Source organism: Streptomyces sp. NPDC006463, assembly GCF_042870715.1.
GTDB lineage: Bacteria > Actinomycetota > Actinomycetes > Streptomycetales > Streptomycetaceae > Streptomyces.
In genome coordinates this window covers 32832-49155 of sequence record NZ_JBIAHP010000009.1, presented here as the reverse complement: position 1 = coordinate 49155, position 16324 = coordinate 32832, and the positions used below count along the sequence as shown (strand labels likewise).

The following is a 16324-nucleotide window of genomic DNA, read 5'->3' as shown; positions in this document are numbered from 1 at the left end:
ACATCATGTCCCTCGACCACCGGCTCACCCCCGAGCACGAGGAACTCCGCCGCACCGTCGAGGAGTTCGCGCACGACGTCGTCGCGCCCAAGATCGGCGACCTGTACGAGCGCCACGAGTTCCCGTACGAGATCGTCCGCGAGATGGGCCGCATGGGCCTGTTCGGCCTGCCCTTCCCCGAGGAGTACGGCGGCATGGGCGGCGACTACCTCGCCCTCGGCATCGCCCTGGAGGAGCTGGCGCGCGTCGACTCCTCGGTCGCCATCACCCTGGAGGCCGGCGTCTCCCTCGGCGCCATGCCGATCTACCTCTTCGGCTCGGAGGAGCAGAAGCGGGAGTGGCTGCCGAAGATGTGCTCCGGCGAGATCCTGGGCGCCTTCGGCCTGACCGAGCCCGGCGCGGGCAGCGACGCGGGCGGCACCCGCACCACCGCCGTGCGCGAGGGCGACGAGTGGGTCATCAACGGCTCCAAGTGCTTCATCACCAACTCCGGTACGGACATCACCGGTCTGGTCACCGTCACAGCCGTGACGGGCCGCAAGGCGGACGGCCGCCCCGAGATCTCCTCGATCATCGTCCCGTCCGGCACGCCGGGCTTCACGGTGGCGGCGCCGTACTCGAAGGTCGGCTGGAACTCCTCGGACACCCGTGAGCTGTCCTTCGACGGCGTACGGGTCCCGCTCGCCAACCTGGTGGGCGAAGAGGGGCGCGGCTACGCCCAGTTCCTCCGGATCCTCGACGAGGGCCGCATCGCCATCTCGGCGCTGGCCACCGGGCTCGCCCAGGGCTGCGTGGACGAGTCGGTGAAGTACGCCAGGGAGCGGCACGCCTTCGGCAAGGCGATCGGCGACAACCAGGCCATCCAGTTCAAGCTGGCCGACATGGAGATGCGCGCGCACATGGCCCGCATCGGCTGGCGCGACGCGGCCTCCCGGCTGGTGGCCGGGGAGCCGTTCAAGAAGGAGGCTGCGATCGCGAAGCTGTACTCCTCCACGGTCGCCGTCGACAACGCCCGTGAGGCCACGCAGATCCACGGCGGCTACGGGTTCATGAACGAGTACCCCGTGGCTCGAATGTGGCGGGATTCCAAGATCCTGGAGATCGGCGAGGGCACGAGCGAGGTCCAGCGCATGCTGATCGCGCGCGAACTGGGCTTCTCCGCCTAGTCGTAGCGCTCGTACGGACGCAGGACAGCACAGAGGGGGCCCTGGAAAGTTAGGGCCCCCTTACCGCTTTCGGACAAGGTTAGGCTAACCTTCCTTCCGAACGGCCCGGTGGCTGGCCGCCCTGCACGCACGAAAGCGGACATCGACATGCCCAAGTCCCGTACCTCCTCCCTGACCCGCCGCGGATTCGTCGCGGCCGGTGGCGCCCTCGGCCTCGTCGCGGCGCTCGCCGCGTGCGGAGGCGCCGACTCGGCGAAGGGTGACGGCGGCAAGGACAAGGGCGCCGCGGCCTCGGGCCCCTGGTCGTTCAAGGACGACCTCGGCAAGGACGTCAGCACCAAGTCCACGCCGAAGAACATCGTGGCGTTCACCGGCACCGCCGCCGCGCTGTACGACTACGGCGTCCCGGTCAAGGGCGTCTTCGGCCCGACCAAGACCGCCGACGGCAAGCCCGACGTCCAGGCCGGCTCGATGGACATCTCCAAGGTCGAGATCCTCGGCAACGTCTACGACGAGTTCAACGTCGAGAAGTACGCGGCCCTCCAGCCCGACCTGCTGGTCACCAACACCTGGGACGGCAGCTACTGGTACGTGCCGGAGGCCTCCAAGGACAAGATCCTGAAGCTCGCCCCGGCCGCCGCGATCGGCGTGGGCGGCGACGCCACCCTGGACAAGGGTCTGCAGCGCACCGCGGAGCTCGCGGGGGCGCTCGGCGCCGACCTGAACTCGAAGAACGTCGTCGACGCCAAGGCCCGCTTCGAGGCCGCCTCCACCAAGCTCCGCGAGGCCACCAAGGCCAACCCGGGCATCAAGGTGCTCGTCGGCTCCGGCTCCGACGCGCTGTTCTACGTCTCGACCCCGGACACCTCGGCCGACCTGAAGTACTTCAAGTCCCTCGGCGTCGAGTTCGTCACCCCGGAGAAGCTGGACGAGGGCGGCTTCTTCGAAAGCCTCAGCTGGGAGAACGCCGGCAAGTACAAGGCCGACGTCGTCCTGCTCGACAACCGCACCGGCACCCTGCAGCCGGCGGACCTGAAGGCGAAGGCCACGTGGGCCGAGCTCCCCGCCGTCAAGGCCGGCCAGGTCACCCCGCGCGTCACCGAGCCGATCTACTCGTACGACAAGTGCGCCCAGATCCTGGAGGACCTCACGAAGGCCATCCAGAGCGCCAAGAAGGTCAGCTGACCACCCTTCACTCCGGCTGAATCCCAGGGGGGACTCTCCGCATGACCGCCACCGCGTCCGACGCCCCGGCCGTAGCGCACTTCCGGTTCTTCGCGCTCGACGTGCTCCGCACGCGCCGCCTCGGCCACTCGTTCCTGAGGGTCACGTTCGGCGGCGAGTCCCTCGTGGACTTCCGCTCGGGCGGCTTCGACCAGAGCCTGTCGCTCTTCCTGCCGACCGGCGACCAGGAACACACGGTGCTCCCGTCCACGGACGAGGACACCTGGTTCGCCGCCTGGCGCGGGATGCCGGACGAGGAACGCCCGGTGATGCGCTCCTACACCGTGCGCGAGCAGCGCCGTACGGCCGGGGGCGTGGACGAGGTCGACATCGACTTCGTCCTGCACGGGGACGACTCCCCCGCCTCCCGCTGGGCGGGACGGGCGGTCACCGGCCGCCGGATCATGGCGATCGGCCCGGCCGTCGCGGAGAACAAGTCCGTACGGTTCCAGCCGCCGGCCGGCAGCGACGCGATCTGGATGTACGCGGACGAGACGGCCCTCCCGGCCGCCGCCGCCATCCTGGACCGGCTGCCCGCGGGTACCCGGGTCCGGGCCTGGCTGGAGGTCCCGCACGAGGACGACCGGTTGGCGCTGGAGACCCTCGCCGAGGCGGACATCACCTGGATCGTGCGCGGCAGCGCGGGCCGGGAGCGGACCGAGCAGCTGCTGAGCGTGCTGCGGGCCGAGGAGCCGCGCCCCGCCGAAGCACCGTACGTATGGCTGGCGGGCGAGTCCGGCACGATCCGGGCCGTACGCCGGCACTTCGTGCAGGAACGATCCGTCGATCGCCGCGCGGTGCGGTTCACCGGCTACTGGCGACTGGGCGCGAGCGAGGAGCAGCTCCTCGCCGAGGCGTACGCGGGCCAGGCACCGAGCGAGGACCCGGCTGCCGAGCTGTAGTCAGTTCCCGTACGTCATAGAGCAGTTGGAGATGGGCCCCGGCTTTCAGCCAGGGCCCATCGCTATTTGGCCTAAGACTTAGGTTAGGCTAACCTAAGTCATGCCACCCACCCCCAGCTCTGCCTGCCCGGAGGAAAGTTGATGCGCTCGCATCTGCTGAACGAGAAGACCGCGGACCTCTACCGGCGTTCCGTCACCGAGGGAGTCGAACGCGTCGCGGCCAAACTCGCGAGCACGCAGCGCCCCCACACCGGCATCTCCGTCGACGAACTCGCCCCGGTCATCAACGGGATCGACCTCGACAAGCCGCTCGAAGACCCGGCCGCCGTCCTCGACGAGCTGGAGGACGTCTACCTGCGCGACGCGGTGTACTTCCACCACCCGCGCTACCTGGGCCACCTCAACTGCCCGGTCGTCATCCCCGCGGTGCTCGGCGAGGCGGTCCTCTCGGCCGTCAACTCCTCCCTCGACACCTGGGACCAGTCCATCGGCGGCACGCTCATCGAGCGCCGCCTCATCGACTGGACCGCCGGGCGCATCGGCCTCGGCCCCGGCGCCGACGGCGTCTTCACCTCCGGTGGCAGCCAGTCCAACTTCCACGCGCTGCTCCTCGCCCGTGACGAGGCCTGCCGCATCGTCATGAAGAAGGCGCTGGAGGAGGGCCGCGAGCTCACCAAGGCCGAACTCCTCCCGAAGCTCCGCATCTTCACCTCCGAGGCCAGCCACTTCAGCGTGAAGAAGTCGGCCGCCATGCTCGGACTCGGCTACGAGGCCGTCATCGCCGTCCCGGTCGATCGGGGCCGTCGCATGGACACCGCGGTGCTCGCCCTGGAGCTGGAGGAGTGCGCCGCCGAAGGCCTCTTCCCGATGGCCGTCGTCGCCACCGCCGGCACCACCGACTTCGGGTCCATCGACCCGCTCCCCGAGATCGCCCGCCTGGCCGCCGAGCACTCCGCGTGGATGCACGTGGACGCCGCGTACGGCTGCGGACTGCTGGTCTCCCCCACCCGCCGGCACCTCCTCGACGGCATCGAGCGCGCCGACTCGGTCACGGTCGACTACCACAAGTCCTTCTTCCAGCCCGTCAGTTCCAGCGCCGTACTGGTCCGCGACCGCGACACCCTGAAGCACGCCACTTACCACGCGGACTACCTCAACCCGCGCCGGATGGCCGAGGAGCGCATCCCCAACCAGGTGGACAAGTCCATCCAGACCACGCGCCGCTTCGACGCGCTCAAGCTCTGGATGACCCTGCGCGTCATGGGCGCCGACGGCGTCGGCTCGCTCTTCGACGAGGTCATCGACCTGGCCGCCGCCGGCTGGGACCTCATCGACGCCGACCCGCGCTTCGAGGTCGTCGTAAGGCCTCAGATCTCCACCCTCGTCTTCCGCTACGTCCCGGAGGGCGAGGTCCGGGGGGACCTGGTCGACGAGGCCAACCTGCACGCCCGCAAGGCCCTGTTCGCCTCGGGCGAGGCCGTCGTCGCCGGCACCAAGGTGGACGGGGACCAGTACCTGAAGTTCACCCTCCTCAACCCGCAGACCACGACGGCCGACATCGCGGCCGTCCTCGACCTTCTCGCCGCACACGCCGAGCAGTTCCTGGGAGAATCCCTTGCCGTCCACCGCTAAGCCCCACGACTTCATCGGCATCGGCCTCGGCCCCTTCAATCTGGGACTCGCCTGCCTGACGGCGCCGATCGACGAACTCGACGGCCTGTTCATCGAGTCGAAGCCGCACTTCGAGTGGCACGCCGGGATGTTCCTGGACGGCGCCCACCTGCAGACGCCGTTCATGTCGGACCTGGTCACCCTCGCCGACCCGACGTCGCCCTTCTCCTTCCTGAACTACCTGAAGGACCAGGACCGGCTGTACTCCTTCTACATCCGGGAGAACTTCTACCCGCTGCGGGCCGAGTACAACGACTACTGCCGCTGGGCCGCCGACCGGCTCGACAACGTCCTGTACTCCACCTCCGTCACCGAGGTCACCTACGACGAACGGGCCGGCCTGTACGAGGTCCGCACGGACCGGGGCGAGACCCACCTGGCCCGCCGCCTGGTCCTCGGTACCGGCACCACGCCCTTCGTCCCGGAGGCCTGCGCCCGCCTCGGCGGGGACTTCCTGCACAACTCCGCGTACATTCAGAACAAGGCGGAGCTGCAGAAGAAGAAGTCGATCACCCTGATCGGCTCCGGCCAGAGCGCAGCCGAGATCTACTACGACCTGCTGGCCGAGATCGACGTGTACGGCTACCAGCTCAACTGGGTCACGCGCTCACCGCGGTTCTTCCCGCTGGAGTACACGAAGCTGACGCTGGAGATGACCTCCCCCGAGTACGTGGACTACTTCCACGCCCTCCCCGAGGACACCCGCTACCGGCTGGAGACCCAGCAGAAGAACCTCTTCAAGGGCATCGACGGCGACCTGATCAACGCCATCTTCGACCTGCTCTACCAGAAGAAGATCAGCATGCCGGGCGCCGTCCCGACCACCCTGCTGACCAACACCTCGCTGAACAGCACGGCGTACGACACCACGACCGGCACGTACACGCTGGGCCTGCGCCAGGAGGAGCAGGAGCGGGACTTCTCCCTCACGACCGAGGGCCTGGTCCTGGCCACCGGCTACAAGTACGCCGTCCCGGAGTTCCTCGCCCCCGTGCGCGGCCGGCTGAACTTCGACGGCCGCGGCCGCCTCGACGCCGCCCGCAACTACAGCGTCGACACCACCGGGCACGAGGTCTACCTGCAGAACGGCACGACCCACAACCACTCCCTCACCTCGCCCGACCTGGGCATGGCCGCGTACCGCAACGCGTACATCGTCGGTGAGCTCCTCGGCCGCGAGCACTACAAGGTCGAGAAGTCCATCGCGTTCCAGCAGTTCGCAGCCCCGGAAGGCACGCACGTATGAGCACCACCTCCGAGATCCTGTACGCCCGCACCGACGCGGCGCTCGGGACCTTCTCCCTCCGCCCCCTGGACCCCTTCTCGGACGCGGAACTCCTGCACGGCTGGGTCACGCACCCCAAGGCCTCGTTCTGGATGATGCAGGACGCCTCGCTGCCGGACGTCGAGCGCGAGTACATGAAGATCGCCGCGGCCGAGCACCACCAGGCCTTCATCGGCCTCCACGAGGGCCGGCCGGCCTTCCTGATGGAGACGTACGACCCGGCCGAGCTGGAGCTGGTCGGCCTGTACGACGCCCAGCCCGGCGACGTCGGCATGCACTTCCTCGTCGCGCCGAGCGACACCCCCGTGCACGGGTTCACCCGTGCGGTCATCACCACGGTCATGGCGGCCGTGTTCGCCGACCCGGCGGCCGCCCGCGTGGTCGTCGAACCGGACGTCCGCAACACGGCGGTCCACGCCCTGAACGAAGCCGTCGGCTTCCTGCCGGACGGCCCGGTCCGGAAGCCGGAGAAGGAAGCCCTGCTGAGCTTCTGCACCCGCGCGCGGTTCGAGGCTGCCACCGGCATCAGCACCACGAAGGAACTCTCGATATGAGCCTCGCCGACGCCGTCTCCCACCTCTCCCCCGAGCTGTGGGCACGGGCCAACCGCGCCCTCGTCCGCAAGGCCCTCGCGGAGTTCTCCCACGAGCGGCTGCTGACTCCGAAGCCGCTGGACGCGGACCTCTACTCGGTGCTGAGCGACGACGGGACGGTCGAGTACCGTTTCCGCGCCGCCCTCCACGCCCTGGACCACTGGTCGGTGGACGAGTCCTCGATCACCCGCCTCCGTGACGGTGAAGCGCTGGAACTGGACGCCCTCGACTTCCACATCGAGCTCCAGCGGGCCCTGGGCCTGAGCGCAGAGGTCCTGCCCGTCTACCTGGAGGAGATCTCCTCCACCCTGGCCGGCACGGGCTTCAAGTACACCAAGCCGCAGGTCCCCTCGTCGGTGCTGGCCAAGTCCTCCTTCCAGGACATCGAGACGGGCATGACCGAGGGCCACCCCTGCTTCGTGGCGAACAACGGCCGCCTCGGCTTCGGCGTGCACGAGTACCTCTCGTACGCCCCCGAGACGGCGAGCCCGGTCCACCTGGTGTGGGTGGCGGCCCGCAAGGACGTCTCCACCTTCACGGCGGGCGCGGGCCTGGACCACGACTCCTTCATGCGCGCCGAGCTGGGCGAGGCGGCCATCGCCGGCTTCTCCGCGAAGCTGGCCTCCCTGGGCCTGGACCTGGCGGACTACCACCTGTTCCCGGTCCACCCCTGGCAGTGGTGGAACAAGACCACGGTCACCTTCGCGGCCGAGATAGCCAACCGCCGCCTGGTGCTGCTCGGCGAGGGCGAGGACGCGTACCTGGCCCAGCAGTCGATCCGTACGTTCTTCAACACGACCACCCCCGCGAAGCACTACGTGAAGACCGCCATCTCGGTCCTCAACATGGGCTTCATGCGCGGCCTGTCGGCCGCGTACATGGAGGCCACCCCGGCCATCAACGACTGGCTGCACCAGCTGATCGAGGGGGACGAGGTCCTCCGGTCCGTGGACTTCTCGATCATCCGCGAGCGGGCGGCGATCGGCTACCACCACCGCCAGTACGAGCGCGCCACCGACCGGTACTCGCCGTACCGCAAGATGCTGGCCGCGCTGTGGCGCGAGTCTCCCGTGAACTCCCTGCGCGGCGAGGAGCGCCTGGCCACCATGGCCTCGCTCCTCCACGTGGACGCCGAGGGCAAGTCCTTCGTCGGCGCCCTGATCGCGGAGTCGGGCCTGACCCCGTCGCAGTGGCTGGCGTCCTACCTCCGCGCGTACCTGGTCCCCCTCCTGCACTGCTTCTACCAGTACGACCTCGCGTACATGCCGCACGGCGAGAACACGATCCTCGTCATCGAGGGCGGCGTGGTGAAGCGGGCGATCTTCAAGGACATCGCCGAGGAGATCGTGGTCATGGACCCGGACGCGGTCCTGCCGCCGGCGGTCGAGCGGGTCCGGGCGGACATCCCGGAGGACATGAAGCTGCTGTCGGTCTTCACGGACGTCTTCGACTGCTTCTTCCGCTTCCTCGGCCCGATCCTCGTCACGGAGGGCATCTGCGAGGAGGACACCTTCTGGCGTGCGGTCGCGGACTGCGCCCACGAGTACCAGGACTCCGTGCCGGCCCTCGCGGACCGCTTCGCCCGCTACGACCTGTTCGCGGACGAGTTCCAGCTGTCCTGCCTGAACCGCCTCCAGCTGCGCAACAACAAGCAGATGGTCGACCTCGCCGACCCGTCGGCGGCCCTCCAGCTGATCGGCACCCTCAAGAACCCCGTCGCGGCCTTCGCCCGGCGGTGACCGGGGGTGGTTGCGGTGTCGATACGGTCCCTCGACGCCACAACCGCTCCCTCACCCGCGAGGCGTGTCCGCGAGGCCCTGACCGGCCCTCTTCGCGGACACGCCTCGCATGCTTCTCGGTCCGCCGTCAGCGCCCGCTGGCAGTCGTTGTGCCGTGTCTCCCGTGCACGCCGCAGGGCCCGTACGGCGGGCCCGTCGTCGTCATCGGCCGGCCCGGACCCGGCCCCGTGGATCGCCTCGCTCCCCGTCCGGTCGGGGCCAGCAGGCCGTCACGGCACCGTCACGGACAACTCGGCCCACACCCGCTTCCCGGGCCCGACCCGCTCGGCCACGCGGGCCTGCGCGCACAACCAGGCGGTCGGCCCGCCCAGTTGTCCGGATCACGAAATGCTTCCCGGTGGCTGTTGGCGATCTGCCAGAGTCTGGGCACTGTCACTTGTGGGGGGCTTCCATGGCGTACGAGATCGTTGCGGAGAACGTGGACATCGAGGTGGGTGGCTCGATACCGATGGCCGCCTACGTGGCCCGTCCAGCCGGGGGCGGCAGCCGTCCGGCTGTGCTCGTCTGCTCCGAACTGTGGGGTGTGACCGAGGAGGTTCGCGACGTCGTGGGGCAGGTTGCGGCACTCGGCTACGTCGCGATCGCCCCGAACCTCTATCACCGCTCCGGCCCGGAGACCGCCGCCGGTCTGGAGGAGAGCGATGCCAACCGGGAGCGCGGCTTCGAGCTGCTTGGCCAGCTGACCCGCGAGGGCGTTGAGGCAGACCTGCGCGCCTGCACCGCCTACGTCCGTGACCACGTGGCTGCCACCGGGAAGATCGGCGTGCTCGGCTTCAGTCTGGGCGGCCACATCGCGTACTTCGCCGCGAGCCGGCTCGACTTGGCGGCGGCGGCGATCTTCTACCCCGGCTGGCTGCCCGTCGCGGGCACCGCGCTGAGCCGTCCGGAACCGCTACTGGAGGTGACCGGCGGTGTCGCCGACCGCGATGTGCGGATCCTCTTGTTCTTCGCCGAGCTCGACCACGTCATCGACGAGGACCAGCGCAGCCGGATCGGGGAGGCACTGACGGCGGCCGGTGTCCGCCATGAGGTGGTCGTCTACCCGGGGGTCCAGCACGCCTTCTTCTTCCCCGGGCGCAGGCCCTACGACAAGGCTGCCGCCGAGGACTCGTGGAGTCGTGTGCGCACGCTGTTCGCCGCCGAGCTCGGGCAGTAACACGCCTCAGGCGGGCCGTCGCCGTGAAATGCGGCGCCGCACACCGAAGTTGCCCGGCCCGTCGCACGGGCCACCGGCGCAGCCGGAGTGGAGGGTGCGCAGGGCCGCGCGGGAGCCGCGAGCCTTACCGTCGGGAGCAGCGCCATCCAGGGCACTTTCCACTCGGGCGATCGACCACTCTGAGTGTGCGTCCGAATGCTCGGCGTGGCCTCGCGGCGCGGATCGTGCCGCGGCGATTCGCACACCGTCCCGCGCTCCAGCAGGCTGACGGAGGCGATTGAGCCGAGCGGATCCGGCCGCGGATACCGGAACGCCCAGACCATCTCCACCACCGCATGCCGCCTGCGCACCTCGGCGCACGTCCGCCGGAAGGCGCCCTCGTGGATCCCGCTGGAGGCACTCCTCGCCACCCGCCATGCGTCAAGTGTGGCCCGCAGGACAGCAGCTGTGGAGGCACTTACTGCGCCGACGGAACGGCGGCCGGCGAACGCTCGTACAGCGCGACCCAGACGACACCCGGCCCCGATGCGGGAACGACCATCCACAACCGCCGAGCCCACGACCTCCGTCCACCCAAGGTGGCCCCCGCACGCGTCTTCCCCGCCGCCCGAGATGCACCGAAGCTCACCGAGCGGTGACAGCGATGACCGCCCGGGGGTGCCCCCGTCCGGGCACCGTTGTCAGTTGATGGATTCGCCGTCGTGACCGCCGCCCGCGCAGATCCACCGGCCGGAGCCGGGGTCGTACTGCACCGTTCCGCCGCCGGCCGTACACCCCGGCTCGTCGATGCCAGGTGCGGCAGCCTGCACAGCGGGCGCCAGGGCGCCGAGAGCGGCCAGAACTACGGTGGCAAGGAAGGTGAGAAGTCGTGTACGCATGGGAGCTCCTGTGGGTACGAGCGACACCAACACGTCATGACCAGCTTCACCCCGGACCGTGTCATACGCACCCTGATGGGTGTGGCCCCGCTGTGCCGGGGTGCGCGCTTGCTCCAGAGGCGCCTCCCGCGAACAGGCGGCAGGCTGGTGTTATGGCGAACACGCCCGAGGTAACCGTAGGGCCGCCTGATGACCTTGGCTGGCGGAAAGTCGCGATCAACGGCAAGTACGCGGGCAAGGTGCGGTCTCCCGGGGAACTCAAAAAACTTCTGCAACACGCCGGGCTGAAACCCGGGCACACTGTCCGCTGGCTCGGCGGGGACAGCCTCGCCTGGCCGGACAAAACGGCGCAGCGGCGAATAATAGGCAGCCTCATGTTCATCGGCTTCCTGTTGACCGCAGGCCTGCTCCTCAGGATCGGCTGGATGGACAGCCAAAAAGCCCTGACCTTCGGTGAGCGACTCGCAGGATATTCCGTACTGGCTGCGGCCCTGGTGGAATTGATTGCCGCATTGGCCACTCTCGATTACTGGCACAAGCGAAAAATAGGCTACTCGGGGGCGCTCGTTCTGGCCGGGGTCGTGATCGTATTCATCTGCAGCTCCTCGCTCCTTCTCCTGCAGATCGGCGAGCGTTTCACCCACTGGTCCGTGATTGGAATTTCCTTCCTCATAGGATCCATTTTGGCCGGGATCGAACTCCTCAGATCCCGGGTGTGGAAGGGGCTCCGCAATCCCCGGCGAATAGCGATCGGCGCGATCGTTCCCACCCTGCTCGCCAGCATCAACCTGGCATATACGCAGCTCTACGTACCCACCGTGACAGCCCCGCTGGTCATGAGTGGCGCCGAGTTCAGGGAAGCGAGCCTGGACAGCGCGAGGGCGGTACTGCGCGTGACGGTCCATGCGTACGTGAGGAACAACGGCAGCATTCCGGTCTACGTCCTCGGCAGTATCTACTGGGTCCACGGTGGGCCCGCGAACGACATCACCCAGACCAGGGATCCCCGCTACGAATTGATCTACGATGGCGAATTCGTCAATCCGGCAGGCCGCGAGCTGAACCCGGGGGAAGAAATCTCCCAGGACTCGGTCGTCGAGATCAAGGATCCCGATAAACTCAATTACGAAATACTCAGGACTCAGACCGAGGTGTACGCGATCAGGAGAGACAGAATGACACTGCCTCCCGAGTACGGGCAATCCCGAGACTCCGTCGAGGCACTCAAGAGGAACGGCAAATGGGACCCTAAAGAACCTAAGAATGCAAAATACAGAAATGAATCCAAAATCTCGAACAGCAGCGAGATTCTCAACATCACCCGAGGCCAGCAACGCATACGCGCGTGGCGGCTGTTTTTCGGCGACTATTCGCGTATAGACGTGGCCATATCGCCGCCGGACGAAAAGATCACCCTCGACTCCCATGATCCCCACTACATGCAACGCCTCATCGACCGGTACGGTCTCTCGCTGGCGCGTGGCTCCATGGATCAGACACCGTTCAAGATGCTCCTAAAAAAGGCCCGCTCCGCCGGAGAGAGCTCAAGCCCGGACCGGTCCGGCCAGTGACGTGTCGTCAGCGGTTCCGGATGACCCGGACCCCTGACTCCCCCACCCGTCCAGGCGGCTCACCCACACCAGAGTGGCGCAGAACTGGAACGAGGCGGACGTCGTCGCGGCCTCCCACGCGGTGGCGCTGCAGGCCGTCGGCAATCTCGCAGACCACTACGGCTGCTAGGCCTGTGGCCTGCGTCAGCCGCGGTGTTCGAACGCGACACGATGTGGCGCGGAGGCGTCCGTGTCCACGCCCGTGCCCGTCGTGCCATGCGCCCGGGCATCGCAGCAGTCACGGGGCCGGGCCCGACGGGACGGGTGTCGGCCCGTGCGGCTGCCGGTGCCGGCCGCGGACCCGCTGCGGGAGGTCGTGCGCTCGTACGCCGGGTACGCGTACGCGCCGGATGGTGTGCCCCGATCCGCCGGCCACCGTCGCCTTCGGCTTCGGCGGCACCCCGGTGCGCACGGACGGGCTGGTCGAAGCGGGGCACTCGGTCAGCGCCCCGTCCAGGGCGCTGCTGCCGGTGGCCACCGCGATGGTCGGCCAACACCAGGGGGCGTACGGGGCGTGGTGCTGCGGCTGACGCCGATGGGCGCGTAGCGGCCCTTCGGGGTGCCGATGTCGGAGTGGGACCTGCCGCACCTGGACCGGGCGACCTGCTGCCGCCCGCGCTGCGCCACCTGCCGGCGCAGCTGGAGGAGGCGGACCGGCCCGAGCGGTTACGGGTGCTGGACCGGGTGCTGCCGGCGCTCCTCGACCGGAGTCCGGCCCTCGCGCCCGAGGTGGCCTGGGCGTGGCACGCGCGCACCGGGCCCGGGGCCGGCTGCGCGTCGCGGAGCCGCCGGCGCTGACCCACCGGAGCACGCGCCATCTGGAGCGCCGCTCCCGTGAGCAGGTCGGGCGGTCCCCGGCGGCCGTCGCCCGCATCCTGCGCTTCGGCTGGGCGCTGCGATTACGCGACGGCGGGCTGCCGCTGGCGCGGGGGCCCAGCTCGCCGGGTTCCACGACCAGGCCCACTACAACCACGTGTTCAAGGCGACCGGCCTCACCCCCACCCAGGTGCCCGTCGGGCTGGGGGGCGGCGACGGGTCTCCCGTCGACGACCTCCGCGCCACCGTGACCGGCTCCGCCGCCGGCTACCAGGGCACCTCCGGCGCCCGGTAGTAGGTGATGTCCTGGGAGTCCAGCCGCGGGCCCTGCGCTGCGAGCCGCTGCCGGTACGAGGTCCAGTCGAGTGCGGCCTGCGGGGACCAGCCCAGTTCCGCCAGGCTCAGGAGCCGGGGGAAGGCCATGAACTCCCAGTCGGCGCGCGTCGCGACGGTCTCCGTCCACAGCGGGGCCTCCACGCCCAGGACCGCGGATTCGGGAACGCCGGGCAGGTAGGAGCCCGGGTTCCAGGAGTACGACCGCCGCACCGGGACGAAGCCGGCCCAGGCCAGGCCCGGCTTCGTGGCCAGGTCGTACTTCATGTCCAGGTAGAGCCGGTCGGCCGGGGAAAGGATCAGCCGGTGGCCCGCCCCGGCCGCCGTCGCCACCCGTGTCCGGTCCGCCGCCGAGGTCCGGTCGTGGCCCCAGTACTGCAGCACCGCGCCCGGCGCCGGACGGGCCGCCGCCAGCTGGTGCCAGGCGACCACCGTCTTCCCGTACCGGCCCACCACCGCCTGCGCCCGGTCCATGAAGGCCGCGTAGTCCGCGGCGGGCGTCGAGTGCGCCTCGTCGCCTCCGATGTGCAGGTAGCGGCCGGGCGTCAGCTCCGCCAGCTCGCCGAGCACCTGGTCGATGAACTGGTACGTCCGCTCCTTGCCTACGCACAGCGAGCTGAAGCCGACCTTGATCCCCGTGTACCGCGCGGGGGCCTTGCCGTCGCAGTTCAGCTCCGCGTACGAGGCGAGCGCCGCGTTCACGTGCCCCGGCATGTCGATCTCCGGGACCACGTCGACGTACCGCCGCCCCGCGTACTCCACCAGCTCCCGGTACTCGTCCTTCGTCCAGTGGCCGCCGGGGCCGCCGCCGACCTCGCTGCCGCCGCCGTACTCCGCCAGCCGCGGCCAGGAGTCGACCGCGAGGCGCCACCCCTGGTCGTCGGTCAGGTGCACGTGCAGGGTGTTGACCTTGTACTGGGCGACCTGGTCGACGTACCTCTTCACCTGCTCCACCGTGAAGAAGTGCCGCGCGATGTCCACCATCGCCCCGCGGTACGCGAACCTCGGCCGGTCGGTGACGGTCCCGCCCGGCACCGTCCCGGGGCCCGCCACCGGCAGCAGCTGACGCAGCGTCTGCCCCGCGTGGAACAGCCCGGCCGGGGTCCGCGCGGTGAGGGTGATCCCGTCCGGGCCGGACTCCAGCCGGTACCCCTCGTCGCCGACCCCCTCGGTCTCCTCGTCGATCCGGAGCCGGATCCCGTTCCCGCCGGCCCCGCCGACCACGGGCAGCGGCAGCCCGCTCGGGCCGCGCAGCTGCTCCGCGAGGAGTTCGCCGACCCGCCGGACCTCCTCGTCCGCTCCCGGGCCGGTACGGATGACCGTGCCCGGCCCGACGGCGTACCCGGGGCCTTCGGCGCTCGCGGAGACGGGCGCGGGCAGGAGGCGTTCGAAGGGGGCCAGGGCGGCGGGGGGACCGTCGCCGGCTCTGGAGTCGTCGGCGCGGGCGTCGGTGCACGAGACGGAGACACCGAGGGCGCCGAGGACGAGGAGGGTGCCGAGCGTGCGTCGCAGGACTCTCATGAGGCCAGGTATAGGCCAAGTGGGCCGTCCTGGCCGGTGCGAGAATCACCGGATGGCGGAAATCATCCAGAAGGACGGCACGTGGACCTTCGACGGGGACACGGTGCGCATCGTGCCGGGCCGCGACAAGGGGGTGGGCCCGTTGCGCCAGACGCTCGGCGAAGTGGCCGTGCCGCTGCGCGCGCTGGCCGGGATCAGCTTCGAGCCGGGGCGCAAGGCGGGTCGGCTCCGACTACGCCTGCGTGACGGCGCGGATCCGCTGCTCCAGGTGACCGGCGGGCGGCTGCCGGAGGCCTCCGACCCGTACCGGCTCACCGTGGAGCAGGACCGGACCGGGGTGGCGGAGTACTTCGTGGACGAGGTGCGGGCCGCGCTGCTGGTGGAGCAGGTGGACAGCGGTCCCACCCGGGAGTACCTGCTGCCGGGTCCCGCGGTGCCGATCACGGTGGCCGCGGGTGACGGGACCGTGGCCTTCGACGGGGACCGGGTCACCCTGGAGTGGAACTGGACGGCCGAGGAGGCCAAGCGGTCCGGCGGGACGCGCGGCTTCGGTCTGGCCGACCTCCGGACGGTGGAGTGGTCCCCGTCGAAGGGGCTGAGCAACGGCTGGCTGCGTTTCCTCCCGGTGGGCGTCGCGTCGCCCGCCGCGCCCAAGTACGACCCCTTCACGGTGGAGCTCTTCGGTTTCAAGAACGACCCGCTGATGGCTCTGGTCGCGGCGGCGGTGGCCCTGCGGCTGCCCCACCCGGCGGCGGCCGCGGCCGACGGCGCCCCCGCCGCGGTCCCCGTCCTCAGTGCGGCCACGGCGCCGCCGGAGGAGACCGCGGCGGACCACGACACGCTCCTGCGCCGCCTGCGCGAGCTCGGCGAGATGCATCAGACGGGGATCCTCACGGCTGAGGAGTTCACGGCCGCCAAGCAGGCCGTTTTGCGGCGTTTCTGACCGGATCCATCCATTCCGCTGGTCTGTACCAGAAGGATCCTGCCCGCATTCGGGCAGGATCTTTTGCATTCGGCGCCGCCACCCGCCAGTATCTACGGGTGCTCGATCGCCGCCCGTCGCATGACGACCTCGTCGACCACCTGGTGCGCAGCACCGCGCTGCAGCGCGGCGAGGCCGCCCGGGTGGTGCTCGACGTGCTCGCGTACTTCGACGAGACGACCGAGGAGTTCGTCCGCCGCCGCCACCGGGAACTGCAGTCCGGCGGAGCGGTCAACGCGGAGATCTTCGAGCGGATCGCGGCCGAGCTGCCGCACCGCGCCGTGGCGCCCGCGGAGCTCTCGCTCCGGCAGCTGCGCCGCATCGTCTACGGCTGAGCGGCCGCCGCACGCGGCCGCGGACGAGTACAGGAACCGAACTTCAGGAGGGG

At 69.8% G+C, this 16324-nt stretch carries 16 protein-coding genes; 14 read left to right on the top strand and 2 right to left on the bottom strand.

What is annotated here, in order from left to right; translation table 11 throughout:
- Positions 1-5: 5 nt before the first annotated feature.
- The 8 genes from ACFYOB_RS17790 (at position 6) to ACFYOB_RS17755 (ending at position 9796) form a co-directional block, all read left to right on the top strand.
- Positions 6-1166, top strand: coding sequence for an acyl-CoA dehydrogenase family protein (locus tag ACFYOB_RS17790; protein ID WP_388560783.1), 1161 nt, complete (start codon positions 6-8; stop codon positions 1164-1166).
- Between the two features lie 147 nt (positions 1167-1313).
- Positions 1314-2351: an ABC transporter substrate-binding protein gene (locus tag ACFYOB_RS17785; RefSeq protein WP_388560782.1), complete on the top strand. Its 1038-nt coding sequence runs from the start codon at positions 1314-1316 to the stop codon at positions 2349-2351.
- Between the two features lie 41 nt (positions 2352-2392).
- Positions 2393-3292, top strand: a complete 900-nt coding sequence (locus tag ACFYOB_RS17780) for a siderophore-interacting protein (RefSeq protein ID WP_388560781.1) — start codon at positions 2393-2395, stop codon at positions 3290-3292.
- A 141-nt stretch (positions 3293-3433) separates the two neighbouring features.
- A complete protein-coding gene (locus ACFYOB_RS17775) occupies positions 3434-4924 on the top strand; it encodes a pyridoxal phosphate-dependent decarboxylase family protein (RefSeq protein WP_388560780.1) in 1491 nt (496 codons plus the stop codon).
- Positions 4908-6209 carry a lysine N(6)-hydroxylase/L-ornithine N(5)-oxygenase family protein gene (locus ACFYOB_RS17770; RefSeq protein ID WP_388560779.1) on the top strand — a complete coding sequence of 434 codons (1302 nt, stop codon included), beginning with the start codon at positions 4908-4910 and terminating at the stop codon, positions 6207-6209. The genes ACFYOB_RS17775 and ACFYOB_RS17770 overlap by 17 nt, the downstream gene beginning before the upstream one ends.
- Positions 6206-6802, top strand: coding sequence for a GNAT family N-acetyltransferase (locus ACFYOB_RS17765; RefSeq protein ID WP_388560778.1), 597 nt, complete (start codon positions 6206-6208; stop codon positions 6800-6802). The genes ACFYOB_RS17770 and ACFYOB_RS17765 overlap by 4 nt, the downstream gene beginning before the upstream one ends.
- On the top strand, positions 6799-8580 hold the full coding sequence (locus ACFYOB_RS17760; protein ID WP_388560777.1) for an IucA/IucC family protein: 1782 nt from the start codon (positions 6799-6801) through the stop codon (positions 8578-8580). Before ACFYOB_RS17765 ends, ACFYOB_RS17760 begins: the two co-directional genes overlap by 4 nt.
- Before the next feature lie 451 nt (positions 8581-9031).
- Entirely contained in the window at positions 9032-9796 is a 765-nt protein-coding gene (locus tag ACFYOB_RS17755) for a dienelactone hydrolase family protein (protein WP_388560776.1), read from the top strand.
- 680 nt (positions 9797-10476) lie between these two features.
- On the opposite strand, the gene ACFYOB_RS17750 is transcribed toward ACFYOB_RS17755, so the two are convergent.
- Positions 10477-10674, bottom strand: a complete 198-nt coding sequence (locus ACFYOB_RS17750) for a hypothetical protein (protein ID WP_388560775.1) — start codon at positions 10672-10674, stop codon at positions 10477-10479.
- A 152-nt stretch (positions 10675-10826) separates the two neighbouring features.
- On the opposite strand from ACFYOB_RS17750, the gene ACFYOB_RS17745 reads away from it, so the two are divergent.
- The 4 genes from ACFYOB_RS17745 (at position 10827) to ACFYOB_RS17730 (ending at position 13395) form a co-directional block, all read left to right on the top strand.
- Positions 10827-12245, top strand: a complete 1419-nt coding sequence (locus ACFYOB_RS17745) for a hypothetical protein (protein WP_388560774.1) — start codon at positions 10827-10829, stop codon at positions 12243-12245.
- Positions 12246-12634: 389 nt separating this feature from the next.
- Positions 12635-12814: a hypothetical protein gene (locus ACFYOB_RS17740; protein WP_388560773.1), complete on the top strand. Its 180-nt coding sequence runs from the start codon at positions 12635-12637 to the stop codon at positions 12812-12814.
- Positions 12815-12857: 43 nt separating this feature from the next.
- A complete protein-coding gene (locus ACFYOB_RS17735) occupies positions 12858-13082 on the top strand; it encodes a hypothetical protein (RefSeq protein WP_388560772.1) in 225 nt (74 codons plus the stop codon).
- Positions 13083-13257: 175 nt separating this feature from the next.
- Complete coding sequence (locus tag ACFYOB_RS17730; RefSeq protein ID WP_388560771.1) at positions 13258-13395, top strand: hypothetical protein; 138 nt, start codon at positions 13258-13260, stop codon at positions 13393-13395.
- Here ACFYOB_RS17730 and ACFYOB_RS17725 read toward each other — a convergent pair.
- Positions 13368-14954, bottom strand: coding sequence for a beta-N-acetylhexosaminidase (locus ACFYOB_RS17725; RefSeq protein ID WP_388560770.1), 1587 nt, complete (start codon positions 14952-14954; stop codon positions 13368-13370). The genes ACFYOB_RS17730 and ACFYOB_RS17725 overlap by 28 nt on opposite strands.
- Before the next feature lie 52 nt (positions 14955-15006).
- Between ACFYOB_RS17725 and ACFYOB_RS17720 the strand changes: the two genes are divergently transcribed.
- Positions 15007-15897 (top strand): DUF4429 domain-containing protein, encoded by an 891-nt coding sequence (locus ACFYOB_RS17720; RefSeq protein ID WP_388560769.1) that lies wholly within the window; start codon positions 15007-15009, stop codon positions 15895-15897.
- Positions 15898-15995: 98 nt separating this feature from the next.
- Positions 15996-16271 (top strand): hypothetical protein, encoded by a 276-nt coding sequence (locus ACFYOB_RS17715; RefSeq protein WP_073915429.1) that lies wholly within the window; start codon positions 15996-15998, stop codon positions 16269-16271.
- Positions 16272-16324: the final 53 nt, after the last annotated feature.